Source organism: Magnetospirillum sp. ME-1, assembly GCF_002105535.1.
In the GTDB taxonomy this organism is placed as follows: domain Bacteria; phylum Pseudomonadota; class Alphaproteobacteria; order Rhodospirillales; family Magnetospirillaceae; genus Phaeospirillum.
This window is the reverse complement of the sequence record NZ_CP015848.1, coordinates 1,540,537-1,559,077: the sequence shown is the minus strand read 5'-3', so window position 1 is coordinate 1,559,077 and position 18,541 is coordinate 1,540,537. Positions and strand designations below refer to the sequence as shown.

12 protein-coding genes are annotated in these 18,541 nt (G+C 65.4%); 7 read left to right on the top strand and 5 right to left on the bottom strand.

Translation table 11 applies throughout. The features are described 5' to 3' along the window. Positions 1–122 precede the first annotated feature (122 nt). Genes WV31_RS07190 through WV31_RS07160 form a run of 4 tightly spaced genes read left to right on the top strand, consistent with a single transcriptional unit; the run spans position 123 to position 9,611 of the window. Positions 123–1,685 (top strand): GAF domain-containing protein, encoded by a 1,563-nt coding sequence (locus WV31_RS07190; RefSeq protein ID WP_085372917.1) that lies wholly within the window; start codon positions 123–125, stop codon positions 1,683–1,685. Continuing rightward, positions 1,682–8,056, top strand: a complete 6,375-nt coding sequence (locus WV31_RS22410; RefSeq protein ID WP_237051532.1) for a PAS domain S-box protein — start codon at positions 1,682–1,684, stop codon at positions 8,054–8,056. Before WV31_RS07190 ends, WV31_RS22410 begins: the two co-directional genes overlap by 4 nt. Continuing rightward, positions 8,053–8,463, top strand: coding sequence for a response regulator (locus tag WV31_RS07165; protein WP_085372916.1), 411 nt, complete (start codon positions 8,053–8,055; stop codon positions 8,461–8,463). The genes WV31_RS22410 and WV31_RS07165 overlap by 4 nt, the downstream gene beginning before the upstream one ends. After that, a complete protein-coding gene (locus WV31_RS07160) occupies positions 8,460–9,611 on the top strand; it encodes a response regulator (RefSeq protein WP_085372915.1) in 1,152 nt (383 codons plus the stop codon). The genes WV31_RS07165 and WV31_RS07160 overlap by 4 nt, the downstream gene beginning before the upstream one ends. Before the next feature lie 20 nt (positions 9,612–9,631). Here WV31_RS07160 and WV31_RS07155 read toward each other — a convergent pair whose 3' ends face one another. From WV31_RS07155 to WV31_RS07145, 3 genes are read right to left on the bottom strand one after another with little or no spacing between them, the layout of a single operon-like run. After that, the gene (locus WV31_RS07155) at positions 9,632–11,050 is read right to left on the bottom strand and encodes an HlyD family type I secretion periplasmic adaptor subunit (protein ID WP_085372914.1); all 1,419 of its coding nucleotides are present in this window, start codon (positions 11,048–11,050) and stop codon (positions 9,632–9,634) included. A 1-nt stretch (position 11,051) separates the two neighbouring features. Beyond that, positions 11,052–13,226, bottom strand: coding sequence for a peptidase domain-containing ABC transporter (locus WV31_RS07150; protein ID WP_085372913.1), 2,175 nt, complete (start codon positions 13,224–13,226; stop codon positions 11,052–11,054). Next, a complete protein-coding gene (locus tag WV31_RS07145) occupies positions 13,223–14,968 on the bottom strand; it encodes a peptidase domain-containing ABC transporter (RefSeq protein WP_085372912.1) in 1,746 nt (581 codons plus the stop codon). The genes WV31_RS07150 and WV31_RS07145 overlap by 4 nt, the downstream gene beginning before the upstream one ends. A gap of 211 nt (positions 14,969–15,179) precedes the next feature. Between WV31_RS07145 and argE the strand changes: the two genes are divergently transcribed. Continuing rightward, a complete protein-coding gene (gene argE, locus WV31_RS07140) occupies positions 15,180–16,382 on the top strand; it encodes an acetylornithine deacetylase (RefSeq protein WP_442915549.1) in 1,203 nt (400 codons plus the stop codon). A gap of 9 nt (positions 16,383–16,391) precedes the next feature. On the opposite strand, the gene WV31_RS07135 is transcribed toward argE, so the two are convergent. After that, positions 16,392–17,213 (bottom strand): class I SAM-dependent methyltransferase, encoded by an 822-nt coding sequence (locus WV31_RS07135; RefSeq protein ID WP_085372910.1) that lies wholly within the window; start codon positions 17,211–17,213, stop codon positions 16,392–16,394. Positions 17,214–17,286: 73 nt separating this feature from the next. After that, positions 17,287–17,727, bottom strand: coding sequence for a c-type cytochrome (locus WV31_RS07130; protein ID WP_085372909.1), 441 nt, complete (start codon positions 17,725–17,727; stop codon positions 17,287–17,289). Positions 17,728–17,841: 114 nt separating this feature from the next. On the opposite strand from WV31_RS07130, the gene WV31_RS07125 reads away from it, so the two are divergent. Both WV31_RS07125 and WV31_RS07120 read left to right on the top strand, forming a co-directional pair. Then, on the top strand, positions 17,842–18,354 hold the full coding sequence (locus WV31_RS07125; RefSeq protein WP_085372908.1) for a glycine cleavage system protein R: 513 nt from the start codon (positions 17,842–17,844) through the stop codon (positions 18,352–18,354). Then, entirely contained in the window at positions 18,354–18,539 is a 186-nt protein-coding gene (locus WV31_RS07120; protein WP_085372907.1) for a YgaP family membrane protein, read from the top strand. The genes WV31_RS07125 and WV31_RS07120 overlap by 1 nt, the downstream gene beginning before the upstream one ends. Positions 18,540–18,541 lie beyond the last annotated feature (2 nt).

Below are 18,541 nucleotides of genomic sequence, written 5' to 3'. Positions count from 1 at the left end.
TTTTTTCATGGGCGATCCGCGGGGATGGCCGATGAAAAGAAATTTTCGTTTCCCGGTTGCTGGTCTATCCTGCTTCCGTCAGGGGGGAGCATCCTGACGGCATGCTGTTTGGGATAGGGCGAATGCGTTACGGGTTGGCGCTGCTGATCAGGAATCGCGGCCTTGGCTGGCTGGCGACGCTGGTTGCTGCCGTTCTGTCCGGCCTGATGGCGGGGCTCCTGGCCGTTTCCGCCCGGCATGACGAGCACCTGTCGCGTCTGGTCATCGACGCCGAACGGCGCAGCGTCGAAATCATGTCACAGACTCTCAACGGCAACGTGATGGGGGCACTGTCCCTGCTGGGGGCGGTGGCCCAGGACATCAAGTTCGACGCCCGGGGCGAAGTTCCGCCCAACCTTCCCCGCATCGCCGGGTTGCTCGAGGATGTCGGCCGCTCCCACGATGCCCAGGGAGTGTTCGTGGTGGGGGGCGACGGCATCGTCCACTCCTCGTGGGACAACAGCGGACGCCCGTCCACCGGTCTGAACGTCACCTTCCGCCCCTACTACAAGATGGCCATGGCCGGGCGCGACAACGTCTATGCCGCCGTCAGCCTGGCGCGCGGCGACCGGGCGCTGTACTTCACGGCGCCGGTACTGGCGTCGGCTCAGCGTTCCAGCGCCCCCATCGGCGCGGTGGTGGCCCGCACCGGGCTGGAACGGGTCGATGGCCTTTTGCAGAACCATTCCGGCATCGCCCTCCTTCTGTCGCCCCAGGGCGTGGTCTTCGCCAGCAACAGGCCGGAATGGGTCGGCCATCTGGCGGGAGAGGCCAGCTTCGAACGCCTGACGTCCATCCGCGCCCTCAAGCAGTTCGGGGCCATGTTCGACAAGACCGACCCGCCGGTCCTGCCCTTCTCCATCGCGCCGGGCATCGTGCCTATCGGCGGGCGCAGCCACGCCCTGGCCACCGCCGACGTCCAGTGGAACGATCCCTACGGCTCGTGGACGGTGGTGCTGGCCGAGGATCTGACCGCCTCCAAGGCCACCCGCGACGGAATATGGACGGGTTCGGCGGTGGCGGCGGCCATGCTGGTGATCGTCGGCCTGTTGCTCAAGCTGGTCCGTGGCCAGCACGCCCAGCTGGTGGCCAGCCGGCGGATCGAGCAATACGCCCGCGAACAGGCCGAAAGCGCCGAACGCAAGAACCGCAGGGCCGAGGCGGCCATGAAGTTGCAGCGGGCCAGGGGCGTTTCCGAACTGGCCCGCGTCTTCCTGGCCGAAGCCCACGACATCCTGGGCGCCCTGCAAGGTGCGGTCTATGTCTACGAGCGCGATGGCGCGCCGGCCATGACCCTGGCCGCGTCCTACGCCGCTCCCGCCGGGCTTACCCGAGAGATGGTCGCCGGAGCCGGATTGCTGGGCCAATGCGTCATCGACCGCTGCGGCCGGGTTCTGGCGGGCGACGAGATGGAATCGTGGTCCATCCGCTCCGGCCTCGGCAACACCCGGCCCGCCGGCGTTCTGATGGAGCCGCTCCTGCTCGACGACACGCCGCTGGGCGCCGTGGAAATCGCCACGCTTCACCGGCCCGATACCGCCGATGAGCAGCAATTCAGGGAGCTTGCGGCCTTGCTTGCTCTCAATCTTGAAATTCAGCGCCGCCAGCTGGGCGCCGCGCCTGTCGTGACCGAGGCAATCCCATGAACACTCTGATGAAAGCCCTGGAGCGCATGACGCTACGGACCAAGCTGCTGTCCGGGTTCGTCATCCTGCTGGCCTTCACGATCCTCGTCGGAGCGGTGGGCCTTTATAATCAGAGCGTCCTCAACGCCGGCTTCCAGCGGCTTTACGAATCCGACCTGAAGGGCATCTCCGACCTCAAGGACGCACGGGTCGATCTGGCCAAGTTCGGCCGCGCCCTGCGCCAGGCGATTCTCGCCCCCGACACGGCGGAACGCGACCGCGCCATCGCCCAGATGGCCGAGGCCGAAGCCAATCTCGGCCGCCACCTAAAGGCGGCCCAGTCCCACATCTTTCGCGATGAGAACCAGAAGAACATTGCCCGTTTCGAGGAGCAATACCGGTCCTACAAGGCCGGCGTCGACCAGACCCTGGCCTTGCTGCGCAAAAGCAGCGCCGAGGCCGCAATCTTCGTCGCCACGCCGGAATTCCAGCGTCTGGGCGCCAACACGGATGCCGCCCTCGCCCTGGTTTCCGAATATAAGGAGGAGCAGGCCCGCATCGAGGCCGGCAACGCCGCGGCGGCCGCCGAACGCAACATCCTGCTGACCTTGGCCCTGTTGGCGGGCGCGTTGGCCGCCAGCCTGCTCGCCGCCCTGGCCGTCACCCTGTCGGTTCGCCGTCCCATCGACCGCCTGAGCGCCGTGGTGACCGAGATGGCCACCGGAAAGCTGGATCTGGCGGTCCCGGGGGCCGATCTGCCCAACGAGGTGGGTGCCCTGGCCCGCGCCATCGACGTGCTGCGGGCCGATGCCCGCCAGATGGAGGAGCAGCGGTGGGTCAAGACCCATCTGGCCGCCATTTCCGCCGAGCTTCAGACGTCCGCCAATCCCGGTGAACTGGCGCGCAAGCTGTTTTCCATGCTAGCGCCGCTGCTCAAGCTGGGCCAGGCGGCCTTCTACGTGATGGATGAAAGCGGCCAGCGCCTCAGCCTTCAGGGCGGCTATGCCCACCGCGAGCGCAAGAGCCTGGAACAGGGCTTCGCCATCGGCGAAGGACTGGTCGGCCAGTGCGCGCTGGAACGCTCTCCCATCGTCATCACCCAGCCGCCGCCCGATTACATCCGCATCGGTGGCGCCACCGGGGACATGGCACCCAAATCCATCGCGCTGGTTCCGGTCATTCGGGGCGATCATCTGCTGGCGGTGGTCGAGTTCTCCACCATCGAGGGCTTCGGCCCGCGCGACCAGGCGCTGCTGGACGGCATCATGCCGGTCCTGGCCATGAGCCTGGAAATCATCGAACGCACCAACAAGACCCAGCAATTGCTGGCCGAGACCCAGGTCCAGGCGGCGACGCTGGCCGCCTCTGAGCGCCAGATCGCCGCCCGCAAGCAGGAACTGGAGGTCATCAACGACCAGCTGGCGGAACAGGGCCGGCTGGTGGAGGAACAGGCCGAGGAACTGGGCCGCGAACGCTCGCTGCTGCGCTCGCTGATCGATTCCATTCCCGACATCATCTTCGTCAAGGACATGCTGGGGGTCTATCTGGTCGGCAACCAGGCCTTCGCCGACCTGCTGGGCCGGCCGGTGGAGGACATCGTCGGCAAGAGCGATTTCGACATCTTCCCCGCCGAACTGGCCGAGCAGTTCCGCGACCGCGACGTGGCCACCCTGGCCGAGGCCCGGCCCATCACCAACGAGGAAAGCGTCACCTATCCCGATGGCCACGTCGCCCATCTGGAAACCACCAAGGTGCCGCTGCACGGAGCCGATGGCGCCCTCCTGGGGCTGATCGGCGTGGCCCGCGACATCACCGGGCGCAAACTGGCCGATATCGCCCTGGCCGAGGCGGAGGAACGCTCGCGGCTGATCCTGGGGTCGGTGGATGAAGGCATCTGCGGCCTCAATCCCGACGGAACCATCTCCTTCGTCAACCCCGCCGGCGCTGAAATGCTGGGTTACGAGGTCGAGGACCTGGTGGGCAAGCCCATGCATGCGCTTGTCCATTATTCCTATCCCGACGGGACAGCCTTTCCCAAGGAATGCTGCCCCATGCACCTGACCAGCACCGATGGCACGCCGCGAACCGTTGAAGACGAGGTGCTGTGGCGCAAGGACGGAACGTGTTTCCCGGTGGAATACGCCACGACCCCGGTGCTGAAGGACGGTGAGGTCGTCGGTACCGTGGTGTCGTTCCGCGACATCACCGAGCGCAAGGCCGCCGCCGAGGCCCTGGCCGCCGAACGCGAAAGACTCCAGAACATCCTGGATAAGAGCCCCATCAGCATCGCCATCACGGTCGATGGCGAAATCCGGTTCGCCAATCCGATCGTCAACGAAAAGTTCGGCTTCCGGGTGGGCGACAAGGCCCCCGATGTCTATGTCCGCCAGTCCGACCGGGATGCTCTGCTGGAAATCCTGCGTCGGGACGGCATCGTGCGAAACAAGGAAGTCCAGATGTGGGGGATCGACAAGACTCCCCTCGACATGCTGGTCACCTACCTGACGATTCCCTTTGACGGCCGGACCGGGGTCCTGGCCTGGCTGATGGACATCACCGAGCGCAAGGAGGCGGAAAACGCCATCCGCGATCAGGCGATGTTCCAGCAGGCCATGGTGGACACCATTCCCTATCCCCTGTTCTACAAGGGGGCCGACGCCCGCTTCCTGGGCGTCAACCGCGCCTACGAGCAGACCTTCGCCATCAGCCGCGACACCCTGGTCGGAAAATCCGTCCTCGACCTCGACTATCTGCCGGAAGCCGACCGCATCGCCTATCAGGCCGAGGATCAGGAGGTCATCGCCAAGGCCTCGTCGGTGCACAAGGAAATGCCCATTCCCTTCGCCGACGGCAAGGTTCACGACACGCTCTATTACGTGTCCGGCTTCCGCAAGGCCGATGGAACCCCCGGCGGGCTGGTGGGCACCTTCGTCGATGTCTCCGACCGCAAGAAGGTGGAGGAGATCGAACGCTTCAACCGGCTGGCGCTCGGCCGGGAACGGCGCATCATCGATCTGAAGCGCGAAATCAACGCCATGGCGGCCGACCTGGGCCGCGGCGCCCCCTTCGCCTCGCCGGAACAGGCGGAGAAGATGACCGAGGATGGCGAGATCCCGGTGCAGGCGCCGCAAACCCTGGACACCGCCGCCATCCGCGAGGCCTTCATCGCCCTGCTGCGCGAGAACGAATTGCAGGACCTGTTCTCCGATTTCTGCGAGGCGGTGGGCATCGCCGCCGCCATCATCGACCTGGAGGCCGAAATCCTGGCCTCGTCCCGCTGGCAGCGGGTCTGCACCGACTTCCACCGGGTCAACGAGAAGAGCTGCGCGCGCTGCATCGAAAGCGATACCGACCTTGCCCTCAGGCTGAACGAGGGCAAGGACTACGCCATGTACCGCTGCCGCAACGGCATGACCGACTGCGCCTCGCCCATCATCATCGCCGGCCATCATGTGGCCAACGTCTTCATCGGGCAGTTCCATACCGGCGCCATCGACGAATCCTTCTTCATCGTCCAGGCGGAGGAAGTTGGCTTCGAGCGGGAGGCCTATCTGGCTGCGGTGCGCGAGGCTCCGGTCATGGACGAGGCGCGGCTGCCCTCCATTCTCGGATTCCTGGCCCGTTTCGCCAAGCTGGTGGGCAACTTCGCCGTGGAGCAGTGGAAGGCCCGCCAGGCCGAAATATCCATCCGCACCCACGCCGTCGAGGTCAGCCGCGAGCGAATCGCCGCCATCAGTCTGGCCGAGGACGCCGAGCACGCCCGCGCCGAGGTGGTGGAATACAAGGAACACCTGGAAGATCTGGTCGAGGAGCGGACCGCCGAACTGGCCGTCGCCAAGGAACGGGCCGAAGCCGCCTCCCAGGCCAAGGCCGACTTCCTGGCCAATATGAGCCATGAAATCCGCACCCCCATGAACGCCATCATCGGCATGAGCCATCTGGCGCTGAAAACCGAGCTCAATCCGCGCCAGAAGGATTACGTGCGGAAAATCCAGCAATCGGGCCAGCACCTGCTGGGCATCATCAACGACATCCTGGATTTCTCGAAGATCGAGGCCGGCAAGCTGGCGGTGGAGCGGACCGAGGTCCACCTGGACAAGGTGCTGGACAACGTCGCCAACCTGATCACCGACAAGGCCATGGCCAAGGGGCTGGAACTGGTGTTCGACGTGGGCGCCGACGTCCCCAACGATCTGGAGGGAGACCCGCTCCGCCTGGGTCAGATCCTCATCAATTACGCCAACAACGCCATCAAGTTCACCGAAAAGGGCGAGATCACCATCCGGGTCCGCCTGGGCCAGGACTTAGGGGGCGAGGTGGTGCTGCGCTTCGAGGTCAGGGACACCGGCATCGGGCTCACCGAGGAGCAGAAGGGACGACTGTTCCAGAGCTTCCAGCAGGCGGATTCCTCCACCACCCGCAAATACGGCGGTACCGGCCTGGGCCTGGCCATTTCCAAGAAGCTGGCCGAGCTGATGGGCGGCAGCGTGGGCGTGGAATCGGTGCCCGACAAGGGCTCGACCTTCTGGTTCACCGCCACGCTGGGCAAGGGCAAGCCGCGGCGCAAGCTGTTGCCCAAGCCCGATCTGCGCGGGCGGCGCATGCTGGTGGTCGACGACAACGAGAATGCCCGGGCGGTACTGGTCGACATGCTGTCCTCCATGTCGTTCAAGGTGGACGACGTGGCGTCCGGGCCGGCGGCCGTGGACGCCATCCGCAACACCGTCGGCGGCACGCCTTACGAGATCGTCTTCCTCGACTGGCAGATGCCGGGCATGGACGGCATCGAGACGGCCTACGCCATCAAGGGCCTGGGCCTGTCCGTGACGCCCCACCTGATCATGGTGACCGCCCACGGCCGCGAGGAGGTGTTGAAAGGGGCGGAAACCGCAGGAATCGGGGATGTGCTGATCAAGCCGGTCAATCCCTCGCTGCTGTTCGATTCCGCCATGCGCTGCCTGGGCGCCACCCTGGAGGACGAACCGGATTCCATCTCCGACGCCGCCGGGGTTTCCGATGCCGATCTGGCGGGTCTCAAGGGATTGCGGGCGCTCCTGGTGGAAGACAACGACTTCAATCAGCAGGTGGCGACCGAATTGCTGGCCGATGGCGGCGTGGTGGTCGAGATCGCCGAGAACGGCGCGGTGGCCGTCGAGAAGGTCCGGAACGGATCCTACGACGTGGTGCTGATGGACATGCAGATGCCGGTGATGGACGGCATCACCGCCACCCGCGAGATCAGGAAGATGGGCCATACGGACCTTCCCATCATCGCCATGACCGCCAACGCCATGCAGGCCGACCGCGACCGCTGCCTGGAAGCGGGCATGAACGACCATCTGGCCAAGCCCATCGATCCCGACGAGATGTTCGCCGCCCTGCTGAAATGGCGCCGGGTGGCGGCTGCGCCCTCCCCCGCTCCGTCGCCCGCCGCGCCCCCCGCGCCGCCGCCGGCCGGCGATGTTCCGACCGACATACCCGGCCTGGACACCAATGCCGGGCTGAAGCGGGTGCGGGGCAAGCGGCCGCTTTATCTCGACATGCTGCGCAAATTCGCCGCCGGCCAGAGAAATGCCGCCGACGAGATCGGCGCGGCCCTGGCGGCCGGCGATTCCGCCACCGCCGAGCGGATCGCCCACACCCTGAAGGGCATCGCCGGCAATGTGGGGGCGGCCGCCCTGCAATCCCTGGCCGCCGATGTGGAGGCGGCCGTCAAGGCGGGCAAGGACGCCTCGGCTCCGCTGGCGGCCCTGGCCCCGGTCCTGTCCCAACTGACCGGACGGGTGGCGGCGGCGCTGTCGCCATCCGAAGAGACTCCGGCAAGCGGCGGCGATGCCGCCGCATTGATCCACCGGCTGCGCGCCCTGCTGGCCGACAGCGACGCCGAGGCGGAAGAGCTGGTGGTGAACAATCTGCCGCTCCTGCGCTCCGCCCTCGGCAGCCGGGCCGATTCCATCGCCCGCCACGTGGGTGATTTCGATTTCGACCGCGCCCTGGGCCTGCTGGACGACAAGCCCGCCACGGCCTCCCCCGTCCTTCCCGACATCGACCCCGACGTCTTCGACGCCGAGCGCATGGGGCCGGTGTACAAGTGGGATATGGAGCGTCTTCGCCCCATCCTGGCCGCCTTCCTCGACGATGCCGCCGCCAAGGTGGCCCGCATCACGGCGGAAAGCGACCTTGCCGCCTTGCGCGAAGCCGCCCACGGCCTCAAGGGAACGGCCAATACCGCCGGGGCCGTCCGCCTCGGCCGTCTGGCCGCCGACATCGAGGATTCCGCCAAGGTCGGCAATGGGGAAGCGGTGGCCATGCTGGCACCCCTGCTGCCGGCGACCCTGGACGAACTGCGCGACGCCCTCACCTCCTTTACGACCGAAAAAGGTGCTCCATGAATGAAACGGAACTTCGCCGCATCAAGGTGTTGCTGGTGGACGACGAGCCGTTCATCCGCCTCACCCTGCGCCAGATCCTGATGCAGATCGGCATTCCGCCCTCCAACCTCTACGAGGCGGGCGACGTCAAGGCCGGCATTTCCGAGACCCTGCGCATCCGCCCCTCCGTGGTGCTGTGCGACATTCACATGCCGGGCGACGACGGCTTCGCCTATGTGGCGACCCTGCAAAGGGCACCGCTTCCCGAAGTTGCCGCCACGCCGGTGGTGATGCTGACCTCGGATTCCGGCGAAGAGGCGGTGATGACCGCCAAGGGCCTGCACGTGTCGGGCTATCTGGTCAAGCCGGTGTCCATCGCCTCCGTCAAGAAGTCCATCGAACGCGCCCTCAAGGTTACGCTGCCATGACCGACGATCTTCGCCCGACCATCCTGGTGGTCGATGACACCCCCGACAATCTCAAGCTGATGAGCGGCCTGCTCAAGGACCTGTACCGGGTCAAGATCGCCAACAGCGGCGAGAAGGCCCTGACCATCGCCGCGGGCGAGGCGCCGCCCGACCTGATCTTGCTGGACATCATGATGCCGGGGCTCGACGGCTATGAAGTCTGCCGCCGGCTCAAGGCCGATCGCGCCACCCGCGACATTCCGGTGATCTTCCTCACCGCCATGAGCGCCAGCGAGGACGAGGAGGCCGGCCTCAAGCTGGGCGCCGTGGATTATGTGACCAAGCCCATCAACCCGGCCGTGGTGCTGGCCCGGGTCGAGACTCATCTGAAGCTGAAGGCCAGCGCCGATTTCCTGAAGGACAAGAACGATTACCTGGAGGCGGAAGTGGCGCGGCGCACCCGGGAACTGGCCGCCATCCAGGACGTCACCATCCTGGCCATGGCGTCGCTGGCGGAAACGCGGGATTCCGACACCGGCAACCACATTCGCCGCACCCAGCATTACGTCCGCCTCCTGGCGGAGAAGCTGAAGGACCATCCCCGTTTCGCCGCCACCCTCGACGACGTGACCATCGACATGCTGTTCAAGTCGGCGCCGCTGCACGATATCGGCAAGGTGGGCATTCCCGACCGTATCCTGCTGAAGCCCGGACGGTTCGAGCCTCACGAATTCGAGATCATGAAGACCCACACCACCTTGGGCCGCGACGCCATCGAGCACGCCGAACGGTCGCTGGGAACGCCGGTGCAGTTCCTGGCCATGGCCAAGGAAATCGCCTACGGCCACCAGGAGAAATGGGACGGCAGCGGCTATCCCCAAGGCATCGGCGGCGACCATATCCCCGTCTCGGCCCGCCTGATGGCGGTGGCCGACGTCTATGACGCCCTGATCAGCCGCCGCGTCTACAAGGACGGCATGCCCCACGAAAAGGCGGTGGCCATCATCGCCGAAGGAGCGGGCTCCCATTTCGACCCCGACATCGTCGAGACCTTCCTCGCCCTTCAGGATCAGTTCAAGGAGATCGCCGACCGCTTCGCCGATTCCGAGCAGGATATGGACTCAAAGCGGAAGCTTCTGGAACAGGCCGGGTGTCAGCCCGTCGGCTGACACCCGTTTTACCGTCCACATCAGCGTTCGTGGAACGATTGCTGGATCTGGGTGAAGATCGGCTTGAGCATGTATTGCAGCAAGGTCTTGTCGCCGGTGATGATTTCCGCCGTCACCGACATGCCGGGCTGGATGGTGTAGCGGCCCGGCGTCAGGCCCACGTAATTGTTCTTCAGGTCGATCACGCCCTTGAAGAAGGGATTGCCCTTCTCGTCGGCAAAACTGGATGCTGAAATCTTGGTCAGCGTCCCATCCACCGCGCCGTAACGGGCGAAATCGTAGGTGGTGATCTTGACCCGCACCGGCTGGCCGATCTTCAGATGACCCACGTCCTTGGTGTTGATCTTGGCGTCCACCTTCATCTGGCTTTCGACGGGGACCACCTCGCAGACATTGCCGCCGGCCTGAATGACGGCCCCCTGGTTCTTGACAGCCAGTCCCTTGACCAGGCCGCGCACCGGGGCGACGATCTCCAGGCGCTTCACCCGATCCTCGAGCCGGCCGATGCTTTCCTGCACCTGCGCCAGTTCGTTGATGGTGGTGCCCAGATCGTCCATGGTCGCCTTCTGCAGGGACGATTTGTTGTCCATCAGGCGGTTTTCAACCTCGCCCAGGGCCTCGCGCGCCGTCACTTCCTGGCCGATCAGGCGGGCCAGTTCGCCCTGGACGCGAGAGAGCTCGCGCTTGGTGTCCAGGTAGACCACCCGCGATACCAGCCCCTTGGCGACCAGTTCCTGGCGCATGTTCATCTCTTCCTGCAGCGGCCCAATCTGCTCGCGCAGCGAGCGTTCCTGGGATTCCAGCAGGCGCAGATCGGATCGCTTCTGCTCCATCTGCGACAGGATCACCGAGCGCGAGGTGTCGCGGGCCTGGGACTGGCTGTTGAAGATGGCCAGATTGTCGGCGATGAGGCGGTCATAGCCCTGGGGCATATGGGAGAAATCGGGCTGACGCTCCTCGGCGAGCGCGCGCAGGCGTTCGGCCTTGATCAGCAAGGTGGCTTCACGCGCCCGGGTCTGTTCCAGATCGGAGATGGCCTGAGCGGGATTGAGCCGGACGATGGTGGCTCCCGCCTCCACCAGATCGCCGTCGCGGGCCAGGATATCCTGGACGATGCCGCCTTCCAGATGCTGGACCGCCTGCACCTGACCCGAGGGAATGACCTGCCCCTCGGCGGTGGCGATTTCCGGAACGTCGGTCAGCGCCGCCCACACCACGAAGGCGGCCGTGGTGGCGCTGGCCAGCATCATGGTGAAGCGGACCATGCCCGAGGTGCCGCTCTCCTCCAGCACCAGGGCCTGGGCCAGATGCCGCGATTGGCGGTTGGACAGCTTGATCACCGACTTCGACGAAGCTGCCGCCTGGGGCACCTTGTCGGGCTGGGGAACGTTGACCAGATTCTGGCCCGGATTCGGGGTCGGGGTCGGGTTCGTGCTCATGTCAGATCAGATCCGGCGGAATTTTGGCCCGGACTTCCTCGGCCGGGCCGGCGAGACGCAGATAGCCGCCATCGAACACCAGGATCCGGTCGGCGACCCGCAGATGGCTGGGACGGTGGGTAACCATGAAGATGGTGGACTGGCCGCGGAAATTCTCGATGGATTGCATGAAGGTACGGTCGCCTTCGAAATCAAGGCCGTTGACCGGCTCGTCGAACAGCATGATCGGGCTGCGCTTGAGATAGCCCCTGGCCAGGGACAGCTTCTGGACGAAGCTGGTGGGCAGATGCTCGGAGGCGCCCTCGCCGATACGGGTATCGAGCCCGCGCGGCAGAGCCATGATCTCCTCCCACACATCCGCCTGATCGCAGGCCCAGCGGATGTCGGCATCGGTGGCGGTGGGATGGGCCAGGCGCAGGTTCTGGGCCACGGTCCCGAAGAACAGGTTACAGGTCTGCGGCGTATAGGAGATCATGTGCCGCATCTCGATGGGATCGATCTGGCGGATGTCGGTGGCGTCGATCTTCACCGCACCGGCCTGGGGCGTGTAAAGGCCGAGCAGAACCTTGAGGATGGTGGACTTGCCCGACCCGTTGCGCCCTGTGACGCACACCACCTCGCCCGGTTCCACCTCGAAGGAAACGCCCACCAGGGCGGGGTCGGATTCGTTGTTGTAGCGCAACGATACCCGTGAGAACACCACGCGGCCCTTGATGTTCTTCAGCGGCGCCACGATGGCCTTGGGGTCGCGCTCGGGCTTGATGCTCATCAGGCCGTCGATCTGGCGGATCGACCCCCTCACCTGCTCCACCCGCTGCAGCATGGTGAAGCCGGTCTGCAGCGGCGACAGCACCCGCCACACCAGCATCATGGCGGCGATCAGGCCGCCGATGGACAGCGCCCCGTCGATGACGCCCAGCACGCCCACCATGATGGTGGCCAGGCCCGACGAGATGATCAGGATGTTGGACCCGGTGCTGATGGCCACCGAGAACATGCCGTTCTTGAACCCGCCCATGGCGGCGCGGGCCGACATTTCGCGGTAGCGCTTGACCCAGGTGTGCTCGGCGGCGGCCAGCTTGACGGCGCGCATCTTGCCCAGCGCCTCCACCAGGAATTCCTGGCGCCGTGAACCGGCGCGCGACGCAACGCCGACATTCTTGCGCACCACCGGCATCACGGCCCAGCCGCCGACCAGGAACAGGATGGTGCCGATCACCGGCACCAGGGCGATCACCCCGCCCAGCAGGGCGATGACGGTGAAATAGAAGATGGCGAAGGGCAATTCCATGAACACCGTGGCCAGCGGCCCGGTGAAGAACTCGCGCACCGATTCGAAGTCCTTGATGCGCGCCACCTGGGCGCCGATGGTGGCCCGCTCGGTAAAGCCCGGCGGCAGGGCCAGGATATGCTGGAAGATGTTGTTGCCCATGATGTTGTCGAGCCGGGCGCCGACGAAGGCCAGGATACGGGCGCGGACCTCGCGCAGCACCGCGTCGGCGGCCAGGGCCATGGTCACTCCGATGGAGAGCGACACCAGCATGGAATAGGATTCGGCGCCGATCACCTTGTCGTAGACCGACATGGTGAACAGCGGCGTGCCGAGCGAAAAGACGTTGAGCACGAAAGTGACGAAGAACGCCTGCCAGTACAGAGGCCGGAACCGCTCCAGCACGCTCTGGAACCAGCTGGCGGGCTTGGCGGCGGCCGCGTCGCCCCCCAGGTTGGTGAAGAAATAGGCGGTACCCTTGATTCCCCGGGTGTCGAACTTGACGGTCAGTCCCTGAGCACTGTCGAAAACCTCGGCCTCGCCCTCGTCGTCGATCTTCTTCACCACCAGGGCGTGGCTCTCGTCGGGCAGGAACAGGCACGGCAGCAGACGGGAATCGATGATTTCCAGATCCAGACGCTCGGGCCGGCTGGAATAATTCAGCGTCGCCATCACGTTGCGCAGGCCGGTGAGGTCCAGGTCGTTGGCGAAGTGCGGCAGGGATTCCGCCACATGGCGGGGATCGCCCTTCCACCCCAGCGACTTCAGCAGAGGCAACAGGCAGGCCGCCAGATCCGAGGTGGCCGAGAACCCGCCCAGGGCATTCTGGGCCAGTTGCTGCTCGTACTGCTCGATGGCCTGCTGGTTGGGCTTGCGCGTCGACAGGCTGTTGTGGGCAGCGGTCATGCCGGCCCTCCCTGGGGCAGCAGGCCGGGCGGAGCTTCGGGCATGGGCGGCCGCTCCTCGCGGGGCGGCTTGGCGATCAGCGTGCCGTCCTTCAGGTCGAACACCCGGTCGGCCAGTTTGACCAGCGACGGACGCGGCGTGACCAGCACAAGGGTGCGCTTGCCCTTGGCCCGCTCGAGCCAGACGCGCAGGAAGTTGTCGCCGGTGGTGTCCACCGCGGTGTTGGCCTCGTCGAACAGCACGACGCGGGGATTGTTGACCAGGGCGCGGGCGATGGCGATGCGCTGCTTGATGCCGCGCGGCAGGGAATCATAGGCGCCGTCGCCCACCGGGGTGTCATAGCCGAGCGCCATGGTCGCCACCACCTCGTCCAGGCCGAGCAGCGCGGCGGTCTCGACCGCCACGTCGTCGAATTCCTTACGGAACATGGTGATGTTCTGCAAGATCGTCCCCTGGAACAGCACGCCCATCTGCGGCAGGAAGGCGATGTGGTCACGCACGCTTTGGGGTTCGAACATGGTCATGGGCTGGCCGTCCACCAGCACCTGCCCGGTGGTCGGCTTGATGGCGCCCTGCATCAGGGTCAGCAACGTGGTCTTGCCGCTGCCGTTCCCGCCCGAGATGGCGATGCACTCGCCCTCGCCGATCTTGATGGAGGCGTCGCGGATGATGACCGGCAGCTTTTCGCCATAGCGGAAACTGCAATCGATCAGTTCCAGCCCGCCCTTGCAGGCGGTCATCTTGGGCAGGTCCTTCGCCGATTCCGGCCTCAGCTTGAACAGTTCGGTCAGCCGATGGCGGGCCAGCATGAACGACTGGAAGCGGGTCCAGACCCCCAGCGCCTTCTGAATGGGCGCCATGGCGCGGCCGGCCAGCATGGAACAGGCGGCCAGACCACCGGTGGTCATCTCGCCGTTCAGCACCACCAGGGCTCCGAACATGGCGACGCAGACGGTGGTCGCCTGGGAAAAGAACGAGGAGATGCCCATGGCGGTCGATGAATTGAGCGCCACCTGATAGGCGCCTTCGGCACAGGTCTCCTGCAATCGCTCGTAGCGGCGCACCATCTGGGCCTCCATGGCGAAGGCCTTGACGCTATGGATGCCGCCCAGCACCTCGATGATGAAGTTGAAGCGGCGATCGTCGGCGGTCATGCGCTTTTGCAGCGCGCCGCGCAGTTTGCCGCCCAGAATGACGGCGGTGACGCAAAACAGCACCAGAATGGTGACGGGCACCAGGACCAGGATGCCGCCCATCATGGCGACCAGACTGAGATACAACGCCGCGAACGGCAGATCGAGCAGGGTCAGCATGGCCTGGCCGGCATAGAACTCGCGCACCGTGGCCAGCGAGTTCATGCGCTCGAGATGGGCGCCGGACCCGTCCTTCTCGAACTCGTCCACGCCGGCCATCACCAGATGGTTGAGCGCGGTGCAGCCGGCATTATGCTCGAACTTCGCGCCCACCCAGCCGGTGATCCACGAGCGGCAGAAATTGAGCGACGATTCCAGCAACAGGGCGGCGAACACGGCTCCCATCAGGAAGACCATGGTGCCCACCGACTTGTTGGGCAGGATACGGTCGTAGACCTGCAGCAGGGCCATGGGCAGCGCCAGACCGAGGATGTTGAGAAACAGCGACGCTACGGCGAGGTCGAACAGATTGCTCTTCAGGGTGGACAGCGAGGCGATGCTGAAAGCGGGCGGCTCGGCGTTCTTGACGCCGGAATCGGGTGCGGTCATATCCGCGGGCCGCCCGGCCACGGGGTCACTCATGCGTAAGCATCACGGGCTGCAAGCTCGCGCTCCCTCGCCACCAACAAAACCAGCCGCCCCATGCTCCGTCGGCATGCGGGAGAATAGCGCTCCGCATGCGTAATAACCACAAGATATTGGTTATACGTCGATGCGCGGGGCTGGCCTTCCGGCCACCGGACACCATATGATGGGGGCCTTGCGCAAAGCCTCCCAGAGCGAGAACGGGTCCTTGAGCGAACATGCCGAAACGCCCCTGCCGGCCAGCATCGAAACGATCGGGAAATTAATCGCGATCGATACTACAAGTTACAAGACTAATTTACAGTTAATCGATCTGGCGGAAGAAATCCTTTCCGGTCTTGGGGCTTCTGTTCGCAGGACTTTTGACGAATCCAGGAACAAGGCGAATATCTTTGCCACAATTGGCCCCGCCGATGTTCCCGGGATAGTGCTGTCCGGCCATACCGACGTGGTGCCGGTGGATGGTCAGGACTGGTCGTCGGACCCGTTTCACCTGCGCCGGGCCGATGGCAGGCTTTACGGCCGCGGCACCGCCGACATGAAGAGCTTCATCGCCATCTGCCTGGCCCTGGCCCCCGAATTCGCCGCCGCGCCTCTGAAGATGCCGGTTCATTTCGCCTTCTCCTACGACGAGGAGGTGGGCTGCGTCGGCGTCCGCCGGCTGATCGACGATCTGGCCCATCTGGCGGTCCGGCCGCTTCTCTGCATCGTCGGCGAACCCACCGACATGAAGGCGGTGATCGGCCACAAAGGCAAGAAAAGCGTGCGCTGCCACGTGGAAGGGCACGAATGCCACTCGGCCCTGAACCACCAGGGCGTCAACGCCGTCGAGATCGCCGCCGAAATGGTCGTCAAACTGCGGGCCATGCAGCGGCGCATCCGCGAAAACGGCCCCTTCGACCACGGCTACCAGCCCCCCTACACCACGGTCCACACCGGGACCATGCAGGGCGGCACGGCGCTCAACATCGTCCCCAAGTCCTGCTCGTTCGAATTCGAGATCCGCAACCTGCCCGATCACGACCCCGAGGAACTGATGGCGGAGGTTCGGGGCTGGGCCCAGGATCTGGTGCCTGAGATGCTGGGCATCAGCGAGGCCAGCGGCATCACGCTCGACGAGCACAATTCGACGCCGGGTCTCGGCATGGACGAGATGGATGCCGCGGTTCGTCTGGTCTGCGCCCTGTCGGGCTCCAACCGGACCAGCAAGGTGGCCTTCACCACCGAGGCCGGGCTGTTCCAGCAGGCCGGCATTCCGGCGGTGGTCTGCGGCCCCGGCAGCATCACCCAGGCCCATCGCCCCGACGAATTCATCACCGTCGAGCAGGTCGCCAGGTGCGAGGACTTCCTGCGGCGCCTAATCGATCACATGTGTTAATTCAACACGCTAGCGACGCTTCTTGATGTTCAGCCAGAACGATGTGCTGGGCGCCGGGAAGGCGTTGGTGCCGATGGCCTGCCACAGCGGGCCCAGGCGGGCCGACAATTGCGGGTCCTGCACCACGGCGTAGTTGGGAAAGGCCGGCTCCAGCCACTTGGGCTCGCCCAGCAGCAGGGCGGCCAGAATGTACTGCTCGTTGTACATCAGCCCCTCGGCGGCCGGCGGGTAGTCGTAGGGCAGATAGATGTCGTGGACGTGGACGATCACGCCGGGCGGCAATTCCGGCAGCACTTCCAGGAACAGGGCGGTGACGTCGGAATTCTCGAGCGAGCGGTGCGAGGAATCGATGAACAGGATGTCGCCCGGCTTGAGCCGCGAGAATACGGACGGATCGACGAACTCGGCCGGCGCCCGGATGACCTCGTCGCACAGCGAATCCACCTCGGCCCGGGGCTCTGGATCGATGGAGACGATCCTGGTGCGCAGGCGGCGCTCCGTGATGGCGTGGCGGGCGAACTTGGTGGAATTGCCCGAGCCGATCTCGATCAGCAGGCGCGGATCGTGCCGCGCCAGCATGCCGGTCAGCATCATGCCGTCCAGGGCACTGAACCAGGGGTTCATCCAGCGCGGACCCGGAGCCTCGTCGGGCTCCTCCAGCGGAATGGCGGCGAAGTGCTCGGCCAGGCCCAGCAGATGGTCGATGCGCCGGGCGTATTCCGCCCTTTGCCGGAAGATGATCTCGGTCAGGCGGGGATGGGTCGGCCGGCCAAAGCCCCAGCGCGGCTGGCAGGTATAGCCGTAATTGCCGATCTTGATCTTGGCGGTCACGTGTAGGTCCCCTTCCCCGGCGGTATCAGCGCGCCCCCTGATACCATCAAGCCGCGCCCGCCGGTAGCCGCTATCAATGCTTCAGCATGGCGGCGCGGCGTTCCTGGATCTCAGCCGGCCAGGTTGATTCGATGTAGGACAGCACCGCCTTGATCTCGGCATCGGACAGGGAGCCGACGAAGCTGGGCATGGCCGTCTTGTAGCCGGGCGGGGCGAAACGGGCCATGCCGTGCTTGATGATGGCGAACAGCTGATCCTCGGGATGATGCCAGGTATGGCCGGAAGCATCGTGGGGCGGCGCGGGAAGCTCGCCGTTCGCTTTGCGGGTCTGCCACTCGGGCTCGCCCTTGAGGTCATGGCCGTGGCACGAGGCGCAATGCAGGTTGTACAGGTCGTAGCCCAGGGCCACCTGCCTCGCGTCCTGGGGATTGATGCCGTAGCCGCGGGGCCACCAGACCCAGGCGGCGACGCCGGTCACAGATCCCACCAACAAGGCCAACACCAACCCGCGCATGCGATCCTCACCGTTTACAAGACGATTATAGCGCCATGTCTCGGGGTTAACAAATGTCAGAACCTGACGCATGATAGGGAAACCAAGCATTTGCGCTCTTTGCGAGAGGCTCCCATGGCAACCGTTCTCGTTTCCGTATTCTGTTCCGATCGTACCGGCCTGGTCGCGGCCATCACCGGGCGGCTTTTCGACCTGGGAGCCGACCTGGGAGACACCAGCTTCGCCATGCTGGGCAGCGGCGCCGAGTTCACCTCGGTGTGCGACCTGCCGGCCTCGGTATCGGCCGACGAGGTGGAGACCGATCTTTCCCGCCTGCCCCTGCTGGCCGGGGCGCGCATCTCCGTCCGTCCCTTCGAGATGGATTCCGCCCACGGTCCGGCCGGAACCATCACCCACCGGGTGGTGGTGTCGGGCGGCGACCGCCCCGGCCTGGTAGCCCGCCTGTCCGAGGTGTTCGGCGAATTCCAGGCCAATATCGTGCGCATGGACGCCCAAAGGCTGCCGGAACAGGGAATCTACGTCACCCGCTTCTCGGTCTGCATTCCCACCCGCGCCGAGGCCTGCCTCACCACCGTCGCCAACACCGCCGGCGAGATGAATCTGGCCTGCACCGTCGAGGCCGTGTGATGGACGCCAATATGGGGGGCAAGGACCGCCTGATCCGCGTTCTGGTGGGGCTGGCCATGATCGGGCTGGCCATGGCCGACCTCATCGGCCCGTGGGGCTGGATCGGCATCGTGCCGCTGGTGTCGGCGGCCTTGGGCTGGTGTCCGGTCTACATGGCCGCTGGCCTGTCGACCCGCGAAGAATAGCC

Bases quoted from the DNA above. Each gene is read 5' to 3' on its own strand.
- WV31_RS07190 (WP_085372917.1), top strand. From the start codon at position 123: ATGCGTTACGGGTTGGCGCTGCTGATCAGGAATCGCGGCCTTGGCTGG.
- WV31_RS22410 (WP_237051532.1), top strand. From the start codon at position 1,682: ATGAACACTCTGATGAAAGCCCTGGAGCGCATGACGCTACGGACCAAG.
- WV31_RS07165 (WP_085372916.1), top strand. From the start codon at position 8,053: ATGAATGAAACGGAACTTCGCCGCATCAAGGTGTTGCTGGTGGACGAC.
- WV31_RS07160 (WP_085372915.1), top strand. From the start codon at position 8,460: ATGACCGACGATCTTCGCCCGACCATCCTGGTGGTCGATGACACCCCC.
- WV31_RS07155 (WP_085372914.1), bottom strand. From the start codon at position 11,050: ATGAGCACGAACCCGACCCCGACCCCGAATCCGGGCCAGAATCTGGTC.
- WV31_RS07150 (WP_085372913.1), bottom strand. From the start codon at position 13,226: ATGACCGCTGCCCACAACAGCCTGTCGACGCGCAAGCCCAACCAGCAG.
- WV31_RS07145 (WP_085372912.1), bottom strand. From the start codon at position 14,968: ATGACCGCACCCGATTCCGGCGTCAAGAACGCCGAGCCGCCCGCTTTC.
- WV31_RS07130 (WP_085372909.1), bottom strand. From the start codon at position 17,727: ATGCGCGGGTTGGTGTTGGCCTTGTTGGTGGGATCTGTGACCGGCGTC.
- WV31_RS07125 (WP_085372908.1), top strand. From the start codon at position 17,842: ATGGCAACCGTTCTCGTTTCCGTATTCTGTTCCGATCGTACCGGCCTG.
- WV31_RS07120 (WP_085372907.1), top strand. From the start codon at position 18,354: ATGGACGCCAATATGGGGGGCAAGGACCGCCTGATCCGCGTTCTGGTG.